At 73.5% G+C, this 19,174-nt stretch carries 16 protein-coding genes; 8 read left to right on the forward strand and 8 right to left on the reverse strand.

From position 1 onward, the window contains the following. Nucleotides 1–106: 106 nt before the first annotated feature. Nucleotides 107–5,611: an ATP-binding protein gene (locus BAY60_RS21445; protein WP_112282855.1), complete on the forward strand. Its 5,505-nt coding sequence runs from the start codon at nt 107–109 to the stop codon at nt 5,609–5,611. A 78-nt stretch (nt 5,612–5,689) separates the two neighbouring features. On the opposite strand, the gene BAY60_RS21450 is transcribed toward BAY60_RS21445, so the two are convergent. The 6 genes from BAY60_RS21450 to BAY60_RS21475 all read right to left on the reverse strand — a co-directional run bounded on the left by BAY60_RS21450 (nt 5,690) and on the right by BAY60_RS21475 (nt 10,395). Beyond that, on the reverse strand, nt 5,690–6,610 hold the full coding sequence (locus tag BAY60_RS21450) for a sulfite exporter TauE/SafE family protein (protein WP_112282856.1): 921 nt from the start codon (nt 6,608–6,610) through the stop codon (nt 5,690–5,692). Nucleotides 6,611–6,899: 289 nt separating this feature from the next. Continuing rightward, on the reverse strand, nt 6,900–8,150 hold the full coding sequence (locus BAY60_RS21455; protein ID WP_112282857.1) for an RNA polymerase sigma factor: 1,251 nt from the start codon (nt 8,148–8,150) through the stop codon (nt 6,900–6,902). Further along, entirely contained in the window at nt 8,147–8,515 is a 369-nt protein-coding gene (locus tag BAY60_RS21460; protein ID WP_245992734.1) for a YciI family protein, read from the reverse strand. Before BAY60_RS21460 ends, BAY60_RS21455 begins: the two co-directional genes overlap by 4 nt. Then, entirely contained in the window at nt 8,512–9,138 is a 627-nt protein-coding gene (locus BAY60_RS21465; protein ID WP_112282858.1) for a dihydrofolate reductase family protein, read from the reverse strand. Before BAY60_RS21465 ends, BAY60_RS21460 begins: the two co-directional genes overlap by 4 nt. 133 nt (nt 9,139–9,271) lie before the next feature. Beyond that, on the reverse strand, nt 9,272–9,523 hold the full coding sequence (locus BAY60_RS21470; RefSeq protein WP_170160501.1) for a hypothetical protein: 252 nt from the start codon (nt 9,521–9,523) through the stop codon (nt 9,272–9,274). A gap of 95 nt (nt 9,524–9,618) precedes the next feature. Next, nucleotides 9,619–10,395, reverse strand: coding sequence for a TetR/AcrR family transcriptional regulator (locus BAY60_RS21475; RefSeq protein ID WP_112282859.1), 777 nt, complete (start codon nt 10,393–10,395; stop codon nt 9,619–9,621). 88 nt (nt 10,396–10,483) lie between these two features. Here BAY60_RS21475 and BAY60_RS21480 point away from each other — a divergent pair, with 88 nt between their 5' ends. Both BAY60_RS21480 and BAY60_RS21485 read left to right on the forward strand, forming a co-directional pair. Then, a complete protein-coding gene (locus BAY60_RS21480; RefSeq protein ID WP_211330415.1) occupies nt 10,484–11,431 on the forward strand; it encodes an ATP-binding cassette domain-containing protein in 948 nt (315 codons plus the stop codon). Continuing rightward, nucleotides 11,428–12,246 (forward strand): ABC transporter permease, encoded by an 819-nt coding sequence (locus tag BAY60_RS21485; protein WP_245992735.1) that lies wholly within the window; start codon nt 11,428–11,430, stop codon nt 12,244–12,246. Before BAY60_RS21480 ends, BAY60_RS21485 begins: the two co-directional genes overlap by 4 nt. A 27-nt stretch (nt 12,247–12,273) precedes the next feature. On the opposite strand, the gene BAY60_RS21490 is transcribed toward BAY60_RS21485, so the two are convergent. Further along, complete coding sequence (locus BAY60_RS21490; protein ID WP_245992736.1) at nt 12,274–12,759, reverse strand: mycothiol transferase; 486 nt, start codon at nt 12,757–12,759, stop codon at nt 12,274–12,276. Between the two features lie 2 nt (nt 12,760–12,761). Then, entirely contained in the window at nt 12,762–13,151 is a 390-nt protein-coding gene (locus tag BAY60_RS21495) for a hypothetical protein (protein WP_112282861.1), read from the reverse strand. A gap of 178 nt (nt 13,152–13,329) precedes the next feature. Here BAY60_RS21495 and BAY60_RS21500 point away from each other — a divergent pair, with 178 nt between their 5' ends. From BAY60_RS21500 to BAY60_RS21520, 5 genes are all read left to right on the forward strand, one after another. Beyond that, nucleotides 13,330–14,511, forward strand: a complete 1,182-nt coding sequence (locus tag BAY60_RS21500) for a MalY/PatB family protein (protein WP_245992737.1) — start codon at nt 13,330–13,332, stop codon at nt 14,509–14,511. Beyond that, complete coding sequence (locus tag BAY60_RS21505) at nt 14,508–15,770, forward strand: MFS transporter (protein WP_112282863.1); 1,263 nt, start codon at nt 14,508–14,510, stop codon at nt 15,768–15,770. Before BAY60_RS21500 ends, BAY60_RS21505 begins: the two co-directional genes overlap by 4 nt. Then, nucleotides 15,767–16,348 (forward strand): hypothetical protein, encoded by a 582-nt coding sequence (locus tag BAY60_RS21510; RefSeq protein ID WP_112282864.1) that lies wholly within the window; start codon nt 15,767–15,769, stop codon nt 16,346–16,348. The genes BAY60_RS21505 and BAY60_RS21510 overlap by 4 nt, the downstream gene beginning before the upstream one ends. A gap of 74 nt (nt 16,349–16,422) precedes the next feature. Next, the gene (locus BAY60_RS21515; protein ID WP_245992738.1) at nt 16,423–17,235 is read left to right on the forward strand and encodes a PPOX class F420-dependent oxidoreductase; all 813 of its coding nucleotides are present in this window, start codon (nt 16,423–16,425) and stop codon (nt 17,233–17,235) included. Between the two features lie 79 nt (nt 17,236–17,314). After that, on the forward strand, nt 17,315–18,733 hold the full coding sequence (locus tag BAY60_RS21520) for an APC family permease (RefSeq protein ID WP_112282865.1): 1,419 nt from the start codon (nt 17,315–17,317) through the stop codon (nt 18,731–18,733). Nucleotides 18,734–19,174 lie beyond the last annotated feature (441 nt).

A 19,174-nucleotide genomic window follows, 5' to 3' on the forward strand; every position in this document is an offset into this window, starting at 1 on the left:
CCCGACCGGCCGGTAACGAGCAGGGTAGGGCATGGTGCAGGCGGCGGTCCGCGACCCGGGCGTCGCCTTTCGTCTGTCGTCGTGTGGATTGGTGAGGTTGTCGGTTTTGTTCAGTCGTGTCGCGATCGTGAACCGCGGTGAGGCCGCCATGCGGCTGATCCATGCCGTGCGGGACCACAACGCCGGTGGTGGACCGCGGGTGGAGACCATCGCCCTCTACACCGACGCCGACCGCACGGCGACGTTCGTCCGGGAGGCCGACCACGCCTACCTGCTCGGCCCGGCGTCCGCGCGCCCGTACCTCGATCTGGAGGTGCTCGAGCGCGCCTTGGTGGAGACCGGCGCCGACGCCGCGTGGGTCGGCTGGGGATTCGTCGCGGAGGACCCCGCGTTCGCCGAGCTGTGCGAGAAGCTGGGCGTCACGTTCATCGGCCCGAGCGCCGAGGCGATGCGCAAGCTCGGGGACAAGATCGGCGCCAAGCTCATCGCCGAGGAGGTCGGCGTCCCGGTGGCGCCGTGGAGCAGGGGAGCGGTCGAGACCGTCGACGCCGCGCTGGCCGCGGCCGCCGACATCGGCTACCCGCTCATGCTCAAGGCCACCGCGGGCGGCGGCGGGCGCGGCATCCGGGTGGTCACCGGCGAGGACGAGCTGCGCGACGCCTTCGAGCGCACCAGCGCCGAGGCCGCACGCGCCTTCGGCAGCGGCGTGGTGTTCCTGGAGCGGCTGGTCACCGGTGCCCGGCACGTCGAGGTGCAGGTGATCGCCGACGGCCAGGGCACCGCGTGGGCGCTGGGCGTGCGCGACTGCTCGGTGCAGCGGCGCAACCAGAAGGTCATCGAGGAGTCGGCGTCGCCGCTGCTGAGCCCGGAGCAGACCAGGGAGCTGAAGGCCTCCGCCGAGCGGCTGGCCGTCGCCGTCGGCTACCGCGGCGCGGCGACGGTGGAGTTCCTGTACCACCCCGGCGAGAAGCTGTTCGCCTTCCTGGAGGTCAACACCCGCCTGCAGGTGGAGCACCCGATCACCGAGGCCACCACCGGCGTCGACCTGGTGCGGGCGCAGCTGCACGTCGCGGCGGGCGGCACGCTGGAGGGCGAGATCCCCGGCGAGCTCGGCCACGCCGTGGAGGCGCGGCTCAACGCGGAGGACCCCGACCGCGACTTCGCCCCCGCGCCCGGCCGCATCGCCCTGCTGAAGCTGCCCGCCGGGCCGGGCATCCGGGTCGACACCGGGGTCAGCGAGGGCGACGTCATCCCCGCCGACTTCGACTCGATGATCGCCAAGATCATCGCCTACGGCCGCGACCGCGACGAGGCACTGGCCCGCCTGCGCCGCGCCGTCACCGAGACGACCGTGCTCATCGAGGGCGGCAGCACCAACAAGAGCTTCCTGCTCGACCTGCTCGACGCGCCCGAGGTCATCGAGGCCAGCGCCGACACCGGCTGGATCGACCGCGTGCGCGCCGAGGGGAGGCTGGCCAGCACCCGCCACTCCGGCATCGCGCTGGCGGCCGCCGCGATCGAGGCCTACGAGGACGAGGAACGCGCCGAGCGGCAGCGGCTGTTCTCCACCGCCTACGGTGGCCGCCCGCAGGTCCAGCACGAGGGCGGGCGCCCCATCGACCTGAAGCTGCGCGGCACCACCTTCCGGGTCACCGTCGCGCGGACCGGGCCGCAGCGCTTCCGCATCGGCATCACCGACGCGGGCGAGCTGCGGCCGGTGGACGTCGAGCTGCAGCGCTACGACACGCGCTCGGGCCAGATCGTCGTCAACGGCAGCCGGTTCCGGCTCGTCACCGGGACCTACGGCCCGATCCACCTGGTCGAGGTCGACGGGGTCGCGCACCGCATCAGCCGCGACGAGGGTGGCGTGGTGCGCTCGCCCGCGCCCGCGCTGGTGGTCGCCACGCCGGTGGAGATCGGCGACGAGGTCGAGGCGGGCGCGCCCGTGCTGGTGCTGGAGAGCATGAAGATGGAGACCGTGCTGCGCGCGCCGTTCCGCGCGACGCTGCGCGAGCGGGGTGTCTCCGTCGGCAGCCAGGTGGAGACCGGCGCGCCGCTGCTGCGTCTCGAACCGCTGGCCGACGACGCCGCCGCGGCGGCGCCCGCGGCCGCGGCGAGTGGCGTGGACCTCGCCCTGCCCGCCGAGCCCGCCGGGCTCACCGCCGAGCGCAGGGCGCGGCGCTGCCTGGCCGAGCTGCGCGGCAGGCTGCTCGGTTTCGACATCGACCCGCACGACGAGGGCCGCGTGCTGGCCGACTACCTCGCCGCCCGCGCCGAGCTCGTCGCCGCGGGGCACCGGCCGGTCGAGGAGGAGGCCGAGCTGCTGCGCACCTTCGCCGACCTCTCGGAGCTGGTCCGCAACCGGCCCGCGGGGGAGGAGACCAAGGCCGAGACCCGCGTGCACAGCCCGCGGGAGTACTTCCACACCTACCTGCAGAGCCTCGACGTGGAGCGCGCCGGGCTGTCGGAGACCTTCCAGCAGCGGCTCGCGCGGGCGCTCGGCCACTACGGCGTCGAGGACCTGGAGCGCGGACCGGAGCTGGACGAGGCGGTGTTCCGCATCTTCCTCGCCCACCAGCGGGCCGCCTCCGACGTCGGCATCGTCACCGCGCTGCTGCAGCAGTGGCTCACCGAGCCCGCGCCGGCCAACTCCGTGCGCGAGGCGGTGGGCCAGCTGCTGGAGCACCTCATCGTCGCCACCCAGCTGCGCTTTCCCGCGGTCGGCGACCTGGCGCGCAGCGCGGTGTTCCGCTGGTTCGCCCAGCCCATGCTGCGCCGCAACCGGGCCGAGATCTACGCCAGGGTGCGCGCCCACCTGCGGTACCTGGACGAGCACCCGGACGCGGCCGACCGCGACGAGCGCATCGCGGAGATGGTCGCCAGCCCCGAGCCGCTGGTGCGGGTGCTCGGGCAGCGGATCGGCAGGCCCGGCGCCGACCTCGGCCCGCTGCTGGAGGTGCTGAGCCGCCGCTACTACCGCAGCCGCGGGCTGGAGAACGCCGCCGGGCGCAGGGTCGCGGGCCGCGCGTGCTTCACCGGCGAGTACGAGCTGGAGGGCGAGCGGCTGCGGCTGGTCGCCACCGCGGGCGACTTCACCGAGCTGACCGCCGCGCTGCACGCGGTCGCCGAGGTGGCCGCCGACGCGCAGGCCCCGGCCGTGCTGGTGGCCGACGTCTACCTGACCTGGGACGAGCAGCCCGGCGACGCCGACGCGATGGCCTCGGCACTGCGCGAGGTGCTGGCGGGCGTGCCGCTTCCCGGCAGGGTCCGGCGCGTGACCACGACGGTCGCGGGCCGCAGCGGCGCCGCGATGCACCACCACTTCACGTTCCGCCCCTCGTCGACGGGACTCGCCGAGGAGCGGCTGATCCGCGGCCTGCACCCGCTGATCGCGCAGCGGCTGGAACTGCGCCGGTGGCAGAACTTCGACCTCACGCGGCTGCCGTCGGCCGACGAGGAGGTCTACCTGTTTCGCTGTGTCGCGCCGCGCAACCCCTCCGACGAGCGGCTCGTCGCCATGGCCCAGGTGCGGGACCTGACGCCGCTGCGCGACTCGGAGGGCCGCGTGCTGGCCCTGCCCGCGGTCGAGGGCACCCTGGACGCCTGCCTCGACGCCATCCGCACCGTGCAGGCGCGCCGCCCGGCCAAGAAGCGCTTCGACACCAACCGGATCCTGCTGTACGTGTGGCCGCCGAGCGAGCTGACCCTCGACGAGCTCAAGGCCATCGCGCGGCGCGTCGTGCCCACCACCGCGGGAGCGGGGCTGGAGGAGGTGCTGTTCCTCGGCCGCCAGCGCGACCCGGAGACCGGCGAGCTCACCGACATCGCCGTGCGCATCTCCTACCACGCGGGCTCCGGGATGCGCCTGACGATCGACGAGCCGCCGACCGAGCTGATCCAGCCGCTGGACGACTACGGCCAGAAGGTGCTGCGTGCCCGCCGCCGCGGCACCGTGTACCCCTACGAGCTGGTCGGGCTGCTCGCCGGACGCGGTGGCGAGTTCACCGAGCACGACCTCGACGACACCGGGGCGCTCGTGCCGGTCGAGCGGCCGAAGGGCCGGAACAAGGCCGGCATCGTCGCCGGGGTGGTGCGCACCCCGACGCCGCGGCACCCGGAGGGTGTCACCCGGGTGGTGCTGCTCGGCGACCCGACGAAGGCGCTGGGTGCGCTGTCCGAACCCGAGTGCGCGCGGGTGATCGCCGCGCTCGACCTCGCCGAGCGCCTGCGCGTGCCGGTGGAGTGGTTCGCCCTGTCGGCGGGCGCGCGGATCGCGATGGACTCCGGCACCGAGAACATGGACTGGGTCGCCGCCGCGCTCAAGCGCATCGTCCACTTCACCCAGGACGGCGGCGAGATCAACATCGTGGTGGCCGGGATCAACGTCGGCGCCCAGCCGTACTGGAACGCCGAGGCGACGATGCTGATGCACACCAAGGGCATCCTGGTGATGACGCCGGACTCGTCGATGGTGCTCACCGGCAAGCAGTCACTGGACTTCTCCGGCGGGGTGTCGGCCGAGGACAACTTCGGCATCGGCGGCTACGACCGGGTCATGGGCCCCAACGGGCAGGCGCAGTACTGGGCGCCGGACCTGGCCGGTGCGCGGGACGTGCTCATGGCGCACTACGACCACAGCTACGTGGTGCCCGGCGAGCAGCGCCCGCGCCGCGCGCAGACGACCGACCCCGTCGACCGCGACGTATCCGGCTTCCCGCACAACGTGGTGGGCAGCGACTTCACCACGGTCGGCGAGATCTTCTCGCGCGAGGCCAACCCCGACCGCAAGAAGGCCTTCGACATCCGCACGGTGATGCGTGCCGTCGCCGACCAGGACCACCCGGTGCTGGAGCGCTGGGCGGGCATGGCCGACGCCGAGACGGCCGTGGTCCAGGACGTGCACCTCGGTGGCTGGCCGGTGTGCCTGGTGGGCATCGAGTCGCGGTCGGTGCCGCGGCGCGGCTTCCCGCCGACCGACGGCCCGGACACCTACACCGCGGGCACGCTGTTCCCGCGCTCGTCGAAGAAGGTGGCGCGTGCCATCAACGCCGCGAGCGGCAACCGGCCGCTGGTGGTGCTGGCGAACCTGTCCGGCTTCGACGGCTCGCCGGAGTCGATGCGCAAGCTCCAGCTGGAGTACGGTGCGGAGATCGGCAGGGCGATCGTCAACTTCACCGGCCCGATCGTGTTCTGCGTGATCTCCCGCTACCACGGCGGCGCGTTCGTGGTGTTCTCCAAGGCGCTGAACCCGAACATGACCGTGCTGGCCGTCGACGGCTCGTTCGCCTCGGTCATCGGTGGCGCGCCCGCCGCGGCGGTCGTGTTCGCCGGGGACGTCAACGCCCGCACCGACAACGACGAGCGGGTCCGTGAGCTGCAGGAGCGGCTGGCGGAGGCGAGCGGCGCGGAGCGGGCCGCGTTGAGCACCCGCCTCGCCGACGTGCGCGCGAGCGTGCGCGCCGAGAAGGTGGGCGAGGTGGCCGCCGAGTTCGACGGCGTGCACAGCATCCAGCGCGCCGTGCGGGTCGGCTCGGTCGACGCGGTGATCGCACCCGCCGACCTGCGCCCGGAGATCATCGCCGCCGTCGAACGGGGACTGGCGGCGCGGTAGCCGACGCGGGCCCATGACCCGCGGGCGCCGGCTGGTCCGCCGGTGCCCGCGGGCCATGGTGTGCCCGGGGGACGAGGGTCACGACGAGGCGACCCGCTCGGGCTCGCCGTCGTCCTCCCCGGCGAGGGCGTTGATCCGCTTCTCCTCGCGCACCGACCGGATGGCGGCCGTCAGGCCCGCCGCCCAGAGCACCCCGACCGCGGTGAGCACGGCCGCCGTGAGGCCGGGCGCGACCCCCGCGGAGGTCAGCAGCGTCCGCGCGTTGGTGAACACGATCAGCCCGCCGGCGCCCGCGCCGAGCACCCGCGGGGGCAGCCTGCGCACCAGCCACGCGGCGACCGGCGCGGCCAGCACGCCGCCGATCATCAGGCCGGCCACCACCGTGTAGTTTAGCTGCTCCTCGCTGGAGAGGCTGACCAGGAAGCCGATGCTCGCGGCCAGCGCCACGATGAACTCCGAGGTGTCGACCGAACCGACCACCTTGCGCGGCTCGAGCCTGCCCGACGACAGCAGGGTCGTCGTGGCCACCGGGCCCCAGCCACCGCCGCCGCTGGCGTCGACGAACCCCGCGACCAGGCCGAGCGGCGCGAGGAAACGGGCGCCGGGTCGCGTGCTGGTGATGAGCCTGCCGAGTTTCAGGAACGCGAACCGGATCAGCACGTAGAGGCCGAGCACGAGCAGGATCGTGGTGATCCAGACCGAAGCCGACTCGGTGGACAGCGAGGTCAGCACGTACGCGCCGAGGACGGCGCCGACCGCGCCGGGCAGCGCCAGGATGCCAACGGTGCGCCAGTCGATGTTGCGGAACCGCCAGTGCGCCACCCCGGACGCCAGGGACGTGCCCACCTCCGCCAGGTGCACGGCCGCCGACGCGACCGCGGGCACGGTGCCCGCCGCCACCAGGGTGGTGGTGGCGGTGACGCCGAACGCCATGCCCAGTGAGCCGTCGACGAGCTGGGCGAGGAACCCGGCCAGACCGAACAGCAGAAGAGTGCGCATACGGACCTCGGTTTCGCGAAAAAGGGAAGCGGTTGTCGTTGATAACCTCACCCGCCGGGTGAATTGCTCGCCAGCGAATCCGATCGTGACAGAACGGTGCCGCTCGGGTCCACCGTGTCCCGTATTTCCTGGCCTGCGTGGGACGATGCGGCCGGATGGCGCATTTGTTTCTTTCTGGAAGAAAGCGCAGACCGGTGGGCGTTTCCTTCGTCAGCTCCGCCTTTTTTGGTTTCTCGCCGTTAGCAATGCCGTGAAAGAAAAGGGCGGGCACCGCCGTGTGATTCGCGCCTCAGGCCCGGCGTCCGGTTTCCGCGTGGCCCAGCTCGGTGAGCCTGCCCGTCAGAAACGCCCGCTCGGGTTCGGTGCCGCCGAGGTCCAGCGCCCGCCGGTACGCCAGCGCGGCCTCGTCCCGGCGGTCCAGCCTGCGCAGCAGGTCGGCCTTGACCGCGGGCAGGTACCGGTAGGCCGCCAGCCGCCCGTCCCGCTCCAGCTCCGCCACCTCGGCGAGCGCGGCCTCGGCGCCACGGACCATCGCCACCGCCACGGCCCGGTTGAGCGCGACCACCGGCGACGGCCACACGGCCAGCAGCGCGTCGTAGACCACCAGGATCTGCGGCCAGTCGGTGTCGGCGTAGGTGGGTGCGGCGGCGTGCAGCGTCGCGATGGCGCCCTGCAGTCCGAACCGGCCGGGTCGGCCGCCCCGCAGCGCCCGCACCACCAGCTCGTCGGCCTCGGCGATGTCGTGCGCGTCCCAGGCGGAGCGGTCCTGATCCTCCAGCGGCAGCAGGCGGCCGTCCGCGTCCGTGCGGGTGGCGCGGCGGGCGTGGTTGGCCAGCAGCAGCGCGAGCAGGCCGGCCACCTCGCGTTCGGCGGGCAGCAGCGCGTGCAGCAGCCGCGCCAGGTCCAGCGCCCGCGTGGCGAGGTCGGCCCTGGTGAGCGCGGGCCCGGCCCGCGCCGTGTGCCCGGTGGTGAACAGCAGATGCACGACGGTCAGCGCCGCGTCGAGCCGGGCGGGCAGCTCCTCCCGCGGCGGCAGCCGGAACGGGATGCGCGCGGCCGCGATCTTCTTCTTGGCCCGGGTGATCCTGGCCGCCATGGTCGGCTCGGGCACCAGGAACGCCGCGGCGATGTCGGCGGTGGCCACACCGCAGGCCAGTCGCAGCGTGAGCGCCACCTGGGCCTCCCGGGTCAACGCCGGGTGGCAGCACAGCAGCACCAGCCGCAGCCGGTCGTCGGCGACCACCTGGCCGGTGCCTGCCTGCTCGGCGGGCACCGGCTCGACGAGCAGGCGCAGCTTCGACCGCAGCGTCCTGGCCCTGCGCAGCGCGTCGAGCGCGTTGTGCCGGGCCACCGTGGTGAGCCAGGCGCCGGGCTTCGCCGGCACGCCGCCGCGGCCCCACTCCTCGAGCGCGGCGGCGTAGGCGTCCTGGACGCACTCCTCGGCAAGGTCGAGGTCGCGGGTGAGGCGCACCGTCGCGGCGAGCACCGCCGTCCACTCGCGACGGTGCGCCTGCTCCAGGGCCTGCCGGAGGGTCGTCATTCCTCGAGCAGCGGCCGCACCTCGACGGCGCCGTCCATGATGGGCAGCAGCGTGCCGATGGCGATGGCCTGCTCGAGGTCGGCGGCCTCCACCACGAAGAACCCGGCGAGCACCTCCTTGCTCTCCAGGAACGGCCCGTCGGTGACCAGCCCGTCCTTGTGGATCGTGCGGGCGGTGGCACGCGGCTGCAGGGCCTGTTCGTGGACGACCCGCGCGCCCATGGCGGCGATCTTCTCGCCCGCGCTGAGGTTGGCCTCCATGACCTCCGGCGGGATGTCGGCCACGTCGCCGGGGAGTTCGGCCTCGTAGATCAGGATCGCGTACTGCGGCATCGCCGGCCCCGTTCCCTCGTCCCGCTCGCTCACCAGTTGCCCGTCTCCGGTCCCATCGCACCGTAGCCCAGCTCGCCCGCCCGGCAGTAGCGGGCGACGACGGCTCCGGTGCCGAGGGCGGTGCAGTCGCGCAGGGCGAAGGCGGCGGGCAGGGTGCCCGCCCCGAACAGGCGCTTGCCGCCACCGACGAGGACGGGCAGCGTCAGCAGGTGCAGCTCGTCGACGAGGTCGTGGCCGAGCAGGGTCTGCACCAGCTCGCCGCTGCCGTGCACCTGGAGCTCGCCCTCGCCGTCCCGCTTGAGCCTGCCGACGGCTGTGCCGAGGTCTCCGGTCAGCAGTGTCGCGCCGGACCAGGTCAGCTCGCGCGGGGAGCGGGAGGCGACGTACTTCGGCAGGGCGTTCATCCTGGCGCCGATCGGGTCGGCGGGGCCGGCCAGCGGCCACGAGGCGGCGAAGATGTCGTAGGTGCGGCGGCCCAGCAGCAGGGCACCGGCCCTGCCGACCACGTCGGTCATGAGCCGTACCGCCTCCTCGCGCAGATACGGAACGGCCCAGCCGCCGTGCTCGAAGCCGCCGTCGCGGTCCTCGCCGGGGCCGCCGGGGGACTGGACCACCCCGTCCAGGGAGAGGAACGCGGTCACCATCAGTGTGCGCATGTCGGGTCCTTTGCCGTCGTGCTCGGTGGCGCCGGGTGGCGCCCTTGCCGAAAGACGGCGAACGGGACGCGCGGGAATCGACAACGAACGGCCCCAGGTGTGTCCGGGGTCTCACCTCGGGGCCGGGCGCCGCTCAGGCGGCGAGCGCGGGCGCGCGCAGCAGCGCCTCGCCGGAGGCGGTCAGCACCGCCGGCACCAGCGTGCCGACCGGCCCGGGTCCCGAGGGCCGGACCAGGCCCTCGTGGGTCAGGTGGTGGGCGGTGTACTGGTCGCAGCACGGCACGCCGTCGATGAACAGGTCGGGCTCACTGCTGCAGCGCAACTGGGCCCGGCCGGCGGCGACCGCGCGGAGCATGGCCAGTGATCGGTGGCTCGTGGCGAACATGGCAGGCCCCTTTCCGGTCCGATACCCCTACGTCGAACGCGGCGCCGCGAATTCGACATCGTGGCTGGGACTGTCCCGCGCTCGGACGGGTTCCCCTAGGGGCCTTGTTCCCTGCGCGCGCGGACGTAGGACTCGATCCCGTCGAGGACGCGGTGCACCCCGAAGTCGAGATCGAGGCCGATGCCGCTGTCCGGAAGGCCGGTGGGCTGGAACACGCCGTCGCCGATCAGCGCGGTGAGCGCCGGATAGCGGTCCGGATCGACGAACTCGCGCAGGGCGGCGTCGTAGCCCGCCTCGGACTCCTCGGTGGTGAGGCCCGCCCTGGCGCGCCCGGCCGTCATGTCGACGGCGAATCCCGCGAACTGGCGGACGGCGGCCAGGAGCAACAGGGTCGCCGAGATGGCGTCGCCTCCGGTCAGCCCGGCGCGGGTCAGCGGCCGCAGCGCCGCCTCGAACCACGCGAGCTGGTGGGGGCCCGCCGGCGGTGTGCTGAGCTGTGCCCGCAGCGTCCACGGATGGCGCAGGTACAGCTCCCACAGCGCGTGCACCCAGGCCTCCAGCTCGGCGCGCCAGTCGGCCGGGTCTCCGGTGTAGGGCGGCGGATCGCCGGCTGCCTTGTCGGTCATGAGCTCGACCAGCTGGTCCTTGCCGGAGACGTAGCGGTACAGCGACATCGTCGTGTAGCCCAGCTCCGTGGCCACCCGCTGCATGGACAGCGCGTCGAGGCCTTCGGCGTCGGCGAGGGAGATCGCCGCCTGCGCGATCTGGTCGAGAGTCAGCTTGGGTTTCGGGCCTCTGCTCGGCCTCTGCCCGCCGCGCCACAGCAGCTCCAGCAACTCCAGCCGTGCCCGGGGGTCGTTCGCGTCCGCCATCAGCTCCTCGTTCGTCGTGCTTGACGACCATCCTAAAACTGTGTATCACTTACACAAAACAGTGTAGGAGATACGCAGTTATGGAGATGTGGTGAACGGCGAACACGCGATCGAAGTGACGGGGCTGCGCAAGGCCTACGGTTCCGTCCCGGTGCTGGACGGCATCGACCTGAGAGTGGAGCGCGGCAGCATGCTGGCGCTGCTCGGGCCCAACGGCGCGGGCAAGACCACGACCGTGCGCATCCTGAGCACGCTGCTCCGGCCGGACGCCGGCACGGCGCGCGTCCACGGCTTCGACGTCGAGCGGCAGGCGGGCGCCGTCCGCAGGTCCATCGGCGTCACCGGTCAGCACACGGCCGTCGACGGGCTGCTGACCGGCTACGAGAACCTCGTGCTGATGGGCAGGCTGTTCCGGCTGCCCGGCCGTGCGGCACGGAGCAGGGCCACGGAGCTGCTCGAGCGGTTCGGCCTCGCCGAGGCGGCATCCCGGCAGGCCAAGACCTACTCGGGAGGCATGCGGCGCAGGCTCGACCTCGCCATCAGCCTCATCGCCGCACCGCCCGTGCTGTTCCTCGACGAGCCGACCACCGGGCTCGACCCGCGCAGCCGCAACGCCGTGTGGGAGACCGTGCGCGAGCTGCTCACCGGCGGGGTGACGGTCCTGCTGACGACGCAGTACCTGGAGGAGGCCGACCAGCTCGCCGACCGGGTCGCCGTCGTCGACGGCGGCCGCATCGTGGCCGACGGCACCCCGGCACGGCTGAAGCAGCAGGTGGGCGCGGAGCTGCTGGAGCTGGCCTTCGCCGACCCGGGCGCGTTCCACCTGGCACGGGAGATCCTCGGCCAGGACGGCCCGCGTGCCGACGAGCGCGCCCTGCGGGTCAGTGTCGCGGTCGAGCACCCCAAGGACGTGCGGCGGATCCTCGACCTGCTCGCCGAACGCGGCGTCGATCCCGACCGGCTCGGCGTGGAGAAGCCCACGCTCGACGACGTCTTCCTCACCCTCACCGGAGCGCACGCGGGAGGTGGGCAGTGAACACCGTGAACACCGTGAACACCCCGGTGACGCGCGCGGGCGAGGCGCGCTGGGCGCTGTCCAACGCCGGTGCCCTCGTCGGCCGCAGCCTGCGGCACATCACCCGCAGTCCCGAGCAGCTGATGCTGATGCTGTTCCTGCCGACGATGCTGCTGCTGATGTTCCGCTACCTCTTCGGCGGCGCGATCGCCACCGGGGGAATGTCCTATGTCAACTACGTGATCGCGGGCAACATCGCGGTGAGCGTCACGTTCAACGCGACGGCCACGAGCGTGGCGGTGGCAGGCGACATGCTGGAGGGGATCGTCGAACGCTTCCGGTCCATGCCCGTGTCCAGCCCTGCCGTGCTCGTCGGGCATGTCGCCGCCTCGCTGGCGCGCAACCTCGTCTCGATCGCGGTGATGGTCGGCGTCGGGCTGCTGGCGGGCTTCCGCCCGGTCGCGGGGCCGGGGCAGTGGCTCGCGGCACTGGGCCTGCTCGTGCTGTTCACGCTGGGCGTGTCGTGGATCGCCGTGCTGCTCGGCGTGCTCGCGAAGACGGTGGAGGGCGCCAGCGGCCTGTCCATGCCCCTGGTGTTCGTTCCCTACGTCAGCAGTGCGTTCGTCCCGCCCGGCACCATGCCGGAGGCCCTGCGGGTGATCGCCGAGAACCAGCCGGTGACGCCGATGGTCGACGCGGTGCGGGCACTGTTTCTCGACCAGCCCGTCGGCGACAGCGCCTGGCTCGCCGTGGCGTGGTGGGGTGGCCTCACGCTGGTGGCCGTCCCGCTGGCGGGCGTGCTGTTCCGGCGCCGGTCCGCCCCCGGGAGCCGGTGATCGTCCCGGCCGCGGCCTGCCGCCGCGTCAGGGCCGCGGCCGCGCCGCCGTGGCGACGAGGACGTCCCTGGTGAGCTCCAGGTGGCCGCGGTGCTGGGCCAGCTCCTCGTACACGTGCTGCAGGGCGCCCGCCTGGGTGGTGCCGGGCACGGCGTCACGGTAGGCCGGGGGCGGCTCGTGCCGCAGCGGCGCGGCGGCGTCGGCGGCGGCGACATCGGCCCGCAGCTGGGCCTTGGCTGCCGCCACCCGCCGCACCAGCTCCTCCACCGGGCCGGTGGCGGTGAACTCGGCGTCGCGGTCCCGGTGCACGGTGCGGCCGGCGACCAGATGACCCGCCCAGTACTCCGCCACGCCGAGGCAGTGCGTGACGATGGCGTACGGCGAGTTGGCGCCGGGCAGGCCGGGCCGCGTGTTGGCCAGGTCATCACCCAGCCCGGTGAGCACCTCGGCCATGCCGTCGAGCGCGCGGTCGGTGAAGTAGAGGTACTGCTCCTCGGTCAGCATGCGCGTCATCGTCACATGGGCCCGCGGGGGCCGACAGGGACATCCGTCGCGTCGAGCACGAACGCCGCCACACCGCCCAGCGCCACCAGCAGCGCCAGCGCGCCGACGCCGATGCCGAGCCGGGCGAGCCCGGTGAGCGGGCCGCGGCGCAGCGCCAGCGCGCCGAACACGATCGCGAGGACGCCGACCGGCAGCACCGCGAACCACAGCGCGCCCAGCACGAGCGCGAACACCACCGTGATCCAGCCGTAGGGCTGCGCGTCCCGGAACCCGGGCAGCACCAGCAGCCACGCCACCCACGTGGAGACGGCGAGCACGAGACCCACGGCGGCGATGGCCACCGAGGCCGGCGCCAGCCCGGACCGGGGCAGGCCTCCGGACCGATCGTCCGGTGTGGACACCCGGCTCACCTCCCTTCGCGACGTCCGGCCGTGGCGTCGGCCGCCCGGCGCCGGATGGTACCGGCAGCCGGCGCCGGGCCGGACCGCGTACGACCGGGCCCAAACCGGTTGTGACACCGCCACGCCGGATGCCACGATCAGGCGGGCGGCGCGCGGGCGCGCCGCGGAAAGGAGCCCGGTGACCCGGCCGGAACATCCCTTCGACACGGTGACCGTCGAGGAGCTGCGCGCGGGCGGCAGCGTCAAGTGGACCTCGCACGGCGACGCTCTCGGCGCCTTCATCGCCGAGATGGACTTCGGCACCGCGCCCGCCGTGCGCGACGCGCTGCGCGAGGCGGTGGAGCGGGCAGCGTTCGGCTACCTGCCGCGGCGGCTGTCCGACGACCTGGCCCTGGCCTGCGCCGCCTGGCACGCCGAGCGGTACGGCTGGAACCCCGCCGCCGAGTGGATCCACCCGCTGCCCGACGTGCTCAAGGGCCTCGAGGTCGCCCTCGACCTGCGCTCGCCGCCCGGGCGCCCGCTGATCCTGCCGACGCCGGCCTACATGCCGTTTCTCACCGCGCCCGCGCTGCTCGGCCGGGACCTCATCCAGGTGCCGATGGCCCGCGCCGGCGACGCCTACGAACTCGACCTCGACGCCCTCGGCGCCGCCTTCCGCGCAGGCGGCGACCTGCTCGTGTTGTGCAACCCGTGGAACCCGGTCGGGCGGGTGTTCACCGAGTCCGAACTCGCCGCCGTCGCCGACGTGGTCGAGCGGCACGGCGGCCACGTGTTCGCCGACGAGATCCACGCGCCGCTGACCTATCCCGGCCACCGGCACGTGCCCTACGCCTCGGTCTCCGACGCCGCGGCGCGCCATGCGGTGACGGCGACGTCGGCGTCGAAGGCGTGGAACCTGCCCGGCCTCAAGTGCGCCCAGCTGATCCTCACCAACCCCGGCGACGCGGCTCGCTTCGCCGAGACCGGGTCACTGGCCACCCACGGCGCCAGCACGCTGGGCGTGATCGCCGGCATCGCCGCCTACACGGCCGGACGGGCCTGGCTCGACGACGTGCTCGGCTACCTCGACGGCAACCGGCGCCTGCTCGCGACGCTGCTGGCCGAGCACCTTCCCGGCGTCGGGTACACGATGCCCGAGGGCACCTACCTCGCCTGGCTGGACTTCACCGGCCTCGGGCTGGGCGACCACCCGGGCGCCGTCCTCCACGAACGTGCCGGTGTCGTGCTCGTGGACGGGCCGGAATGCGGCGAGCCGGGGCGCGGGCACGCGCGGCTCAACTTCGCCACGCCCCGGCCGGTTCTGGAGCGGCTCGTCACCGGCCTCGCCGGGGCGGTCAGCACGGCTGGCTCCCGGCCATGACCGCAACCGGCAGCACGGTCGACGGCCGCGCGGCCGTCCAGCGCAGGACGATCGTGGTGCTGTCGATCGCGCAGGTGCTCGGCGGGCTGGGCGTCGCCATCGGCGTGGCCGTCGGCGGCCTGATCGCCGCGGACGTCGCGGGCACCGAGGCCGTCGCCGGGCTCGCCCAGACCTGCGGCGTGCTCGGTGCCGCGCTGGCCGCGGTCCCGCTGGCGTGGCTCACGCGCAGGCACGGCAGGCGTGCGGGCCTGGTCAGCGGGCTGCTGACCGGCGCGCTCGGCGCCGCACTCGTCGTGCTCGCCTCGACGGCACGCTGGCTCCCGCTGCTGCTGGCCGGGCTGGTGCTCTTCGGCGCCGCGACCGCGGCCGGGCTGCAGGCCCGCTACGGCGCCACCGACCTGGCCGTGCCGGAGCGGACGGCGCGGGCCCTGTCGGTGGTCGTGTGGGCCACGACCGTGGGCTCCGTGCTCGGGCCCAACCTCACCGACCCGGCAGGCAGGCTCGGCGTCGCGCTCGGTCTTCCCGCCCTCACCGGCCCCTTCCTCGTCACCGTCGTCGCGTTCACCGCGGCCGCGGGCGTGCTGTTCGTGCTGCTGCGGCCCGACCCGCTGCGGCTGAGCGCGGCCGGCCCTGCCGGCGGTACGCGGCCCGGCCCCGACGGCGGCGGTGTCGTCGCGTCGCTGCGCGACATCGTGGTGCGGCCACGGGCGCTCGTCGGCCTGTGCGCCATCGCCTCCTCCCACGTGGCGATGGTCTCGGTGATGGTGATGACGCCGGTGCACATGCACCACGACGTGTCGCTGTCGCTCATCGGGTTCGTCATCAGCGTGCACATCCTCGGCATGTACGGGTTCTCACCGCTCACCGGCTACCTCGCCGACCGGGCGGGGCGGCTGCCGGTGATCGTCGCGGGCACGCTGATCACTGCCGCCGCGGGCGTGGTCAGCGCGACGGCACCCGGCCACGACGCGGTCCGGCTCGGCATCGGCCTGTTCCTGCTCGGGCTGGGCTGGTCATGCGGGCTGGTCGCGGGATCGGCGCTGCTGTCCGAGTCGGTACCGGAGCGGACCCGCACCGCCGCGCAGGGTGTCTCGGACCTCGTCATGAACGGCTCCGCGGCGATCGGCGGCTCGCTGGCGGGTCTGGTGGTGGCCCTGTGGTCGTACGGCTGGCTCGCCACCGGCGCCGCGGTGCTGATGCTCGCGGTCGGGGTGTTCTCGGTGCTGCACACCCGCCGCCGGACGGCGGTGGCGCCGTGATCCTTCCGGCCGCCGTCGCCCGCGGCGTCGCCCGCGGCACCGTCACCCTCGCGTTCCGCCGCTGGGCGAGACAGAACGTGCGGCAGGGCGACACCCTGACGACACCGGCCGGAGTCATCGCCATCGGCGCGGTCACCACCGTCGATCCCGCCGCGATCACCGACACCGACGCCGCCAGGGCGGGTGCGTCGTCCGCGGGCGCCGTCCTGGCGGCGTTGCGTGGCGACGCGTCCGACCCCGTCTTCCGGATCGAACTCAGCTGGGCGGGGCCCGACCCGCGCGTGGCTCTCAGCGCCGACGACACGCTCACCCCGGCCGACGTCGCCGCGATCGCCGACCGCCTCGGCCGCCTCGACCGGCGGTCCGCACACGGGCCGTGGACCCACGACGTGCTGCGCCTGATCGCGGCCCAGCCCGGGCGGAGGGCCGCCGAGCTGGCCGCCTCGCTGGGGCGCGACCGCGACCGGCTCAAGCTCGACATCCGCAAGCTGAAGCAACTCGGCCTCACCCACAGCCTGGACGTCGGCTACCGGATCTCCCCGCGAGGCGCCGCCTACCTCGCGGCGCTCGACGCGTAGACCCGGCGCTGTCACGTTCGGCGCCTCGGTCTCGTCACCCGGTCGGACATGGCAGCGAGAGCCGGGGAGGCACGATGATGACGGCGACCATGACACAGCAGCACACGGCGCGGCAGGCCGCGGTGACCGCGATCACCGCGCTGGCCGGGCTGGCGACCGTGGTGGCCGGGGTGTGGGCGCTGGCCGACACCGGCTCGTTCGCGGCGTTCGCCGGGTTCGACGAGCACGTCCACTTCCTGCACGACATCGGCGCGTTCCAGCTGGGCCTGGGCGCGGGCCTGCTGCTCGGCCTCATCTGGTCGGACGCGCTGGCCACCGTGCTGGCCGCGTTCCTTGTCGGCAACACGGTGCACGTGGTGAACCATGTGGTCGACCTCGACCACGGCGGCAGCCTCTACCAGCCGTGGGCGCTCGGCGTCCTTTCGGTGCTGGTCGCCGTGGCGCTCGGGCTGCGACTGCGGCTGCTCGGGCTGGTCCCGGGGGTGGTGGGCACGGCCACCGTCGCCGAGCTGGCGCCGTTCGTACGGCAGAAGACGATCAGCATCACCACCTACCGCAAGGACGGCAGGCCCGGCAGCAGCCCGGTGAGCATCGCGGTGGAGGGCGACCACGCCTTCGTCCGCAGCTTCGAGAACTCGCTCAAGACCAAACGGCTGCGGCGCAACCCGCAGGTGGAGATCGCGCCGTCGAACTGGTCGGGCAAGCGGATCACGGGGCAGCCGGTCACCGCCCGCATGCGGCGGCTCGACGGTGCGGAGCACCGGCACGCCGCGGCGGTGCTGCGCCGGAAGTACCCCGTGCTGCACGGGGTCGTCGTACCGTTGTTCCATCGCGTGCTGCGCGCCAGGACCGGGCGTACGGTCCACTTCGAACTCCGCGTGGATTGACCGGGTTCGTGCTCTTGACGTGCGGCGCGGCGGTCTTCAGTATCAGTTGATCTCCGCGCAGCGCCGAAGGGAGTGAGGAATGGCCCGGCCCGGTTCCGGCGATGGCGGCTTCGTCCGCGTGCTCGGCAGGCTCGACGTGGTGGCGATCGCGTTCGGCGCCATGATCGGCTTCGGGTGGATCGTGCTCACCGGCGGCTTCCTGGAGGACGCGGGCAGCCTCGGCGCGGCGCTGGCGTTCGTGCTCGGCGGCGTGGTGGTGGGCCTGGTCGGCCTGACGTACGCGGAGCTGGTCTCGGCCATGCCCGAGGCGGGCGGCGAGCACAACTACGCCCTGCGGGCGCTCGGCGCGCGGCCCGCGTTCATCACGTCGTGGACGCTGGTGCTGGGGTACGTGTCGGTCGTGGCGTTCGAGGCCGTGGCGCTGCCGCAGACGCTGCTCTACCTGGTGCCCGAGCTGCCGGTGGGCCGCATGTGGTCGATCGCGGGCTACGACGTGTACGCGAGCTGGGTGGCGGTCGGCGTCGCGGGCGCGGTCATCATCACGGTGCTCAACTACGTGGGCGTGCGGCCCGCGGCCGTGTTCCAGACCATCGCCGTGCTGTTCCTGCTCGCCGTCGGTGTGCTGCTGACCGTCGGCTCGGTCACCGGCGGCTCGGCGGCCAACCTGGAGCCGCTGTTCTCCGGCGGTGTCTCCGGTGTGCTGCTCGTGCTCGTGGCCACGCCGTTCCTGTTCGTCGGCTTCGACGTCATCCCGCAGTCGGCAGGGGAGATCAACCTGCCGCCCCGGCGCATCGGCACGCTGCTGGTGATCTCGGTCGGCCTCGCGGTCGCGTGGTACGTGATGATCATGGTGACGGTCGGCTCCGGGCTGGCCCACGGGCGGCGGGCCGACGCCGAACTGCCGACGGCCGATGCCATGTCCGCGCTGTGGGGCAGCCCCGCGATGGGCACCGTGCTGGTCCTCGGCGGCATCGCGGGCATCCTGACCAGTTGGAACGGGTTCATGCTCGGCGCGAGCAGGCTGCTGTTCGCGATGGCGTCCTCGGGCATGCTGCCGCGCTGGTTCGGCCGGATCCACCCCCGGTTCGGCACGCCGGCCAACGCGGTGCTGTTCATCGGGGCGCTGTCGGTCCTGGCGCCGCTGTTCGGCAGGCAGATGCTGGTGTGGCTGGTGGACGCGGGCAGTCTCAGCATCATCGTGGCCTACCTGCTGGTGGCGCTGAGCTTCCTGGCGCTGCGCCGCCGCGAGCCGAGCATGCCGAGGCCGTTCCGGGTCCGGGCCGGACGGACCACCGGCGTGCTGGCGGTGCTGCTGAGCCTGGGCACCGGTGTGCTGTTCCTGCCCGGCATGCCCGCCGAGCTGATCTGGCCCGCCGAGTGGATCATCGTCGGCGCGTGGTGGCTGGCCGGAGTCGCGCTCGTGCTGCGCGTTCCGCGGGTGCGGCCCGGCGCCGATGCCGAACACCGCCTCGCCGAACAGGTCCGCAGCCGCTCCTGAGGGCCCTCGCCCGCGAGTCCTGCACTCAGGCCCGCGAGTCCTGCACTCAGGCCCGCGAGTCCTGCACCCAGGTCCGCGAGTTCTGCGCTCAGGTCCGCGAGTTCTGCGCTCAGGTCCGCCAGATGTGCGGGCAGGTGCGCGCGCGGCGCGCACGGAATCCCGATTCGCACGCGTCCCGTGGTCCCGTCGCCATCTCCCCAATGTGGCATTGGTGGCGTTCAACGCCACCAATGCCACATTGGGGAGACACGGCTGCCACGCGCCGGACGCGAGAGCACCGGGTCGCGGTTCCGGCCGGGATGGCAGTGCAGGTGAACCCGAGCGCAGAACTCGCGGGCAGGAGTGCAGGACTCGCGGGCAGGAGTGCAGGACTCGCGAGGTGGGTGCGGGGGATAGTCACTGACAAAACGCGACAAGTTTTCGCGTAACCCTTGCGGCCGC

Origin of the sequence: Prauserella muralis, assembly GCF_003202285.1 — a bacterium.
Classification (GTDB): domain Bacteria; phylum Actinomycetota; class Actinomycetes; order Mycobacteriales; family Pseudonocardiaceae; genus Prauserella_B; species Prauserella_B muralis.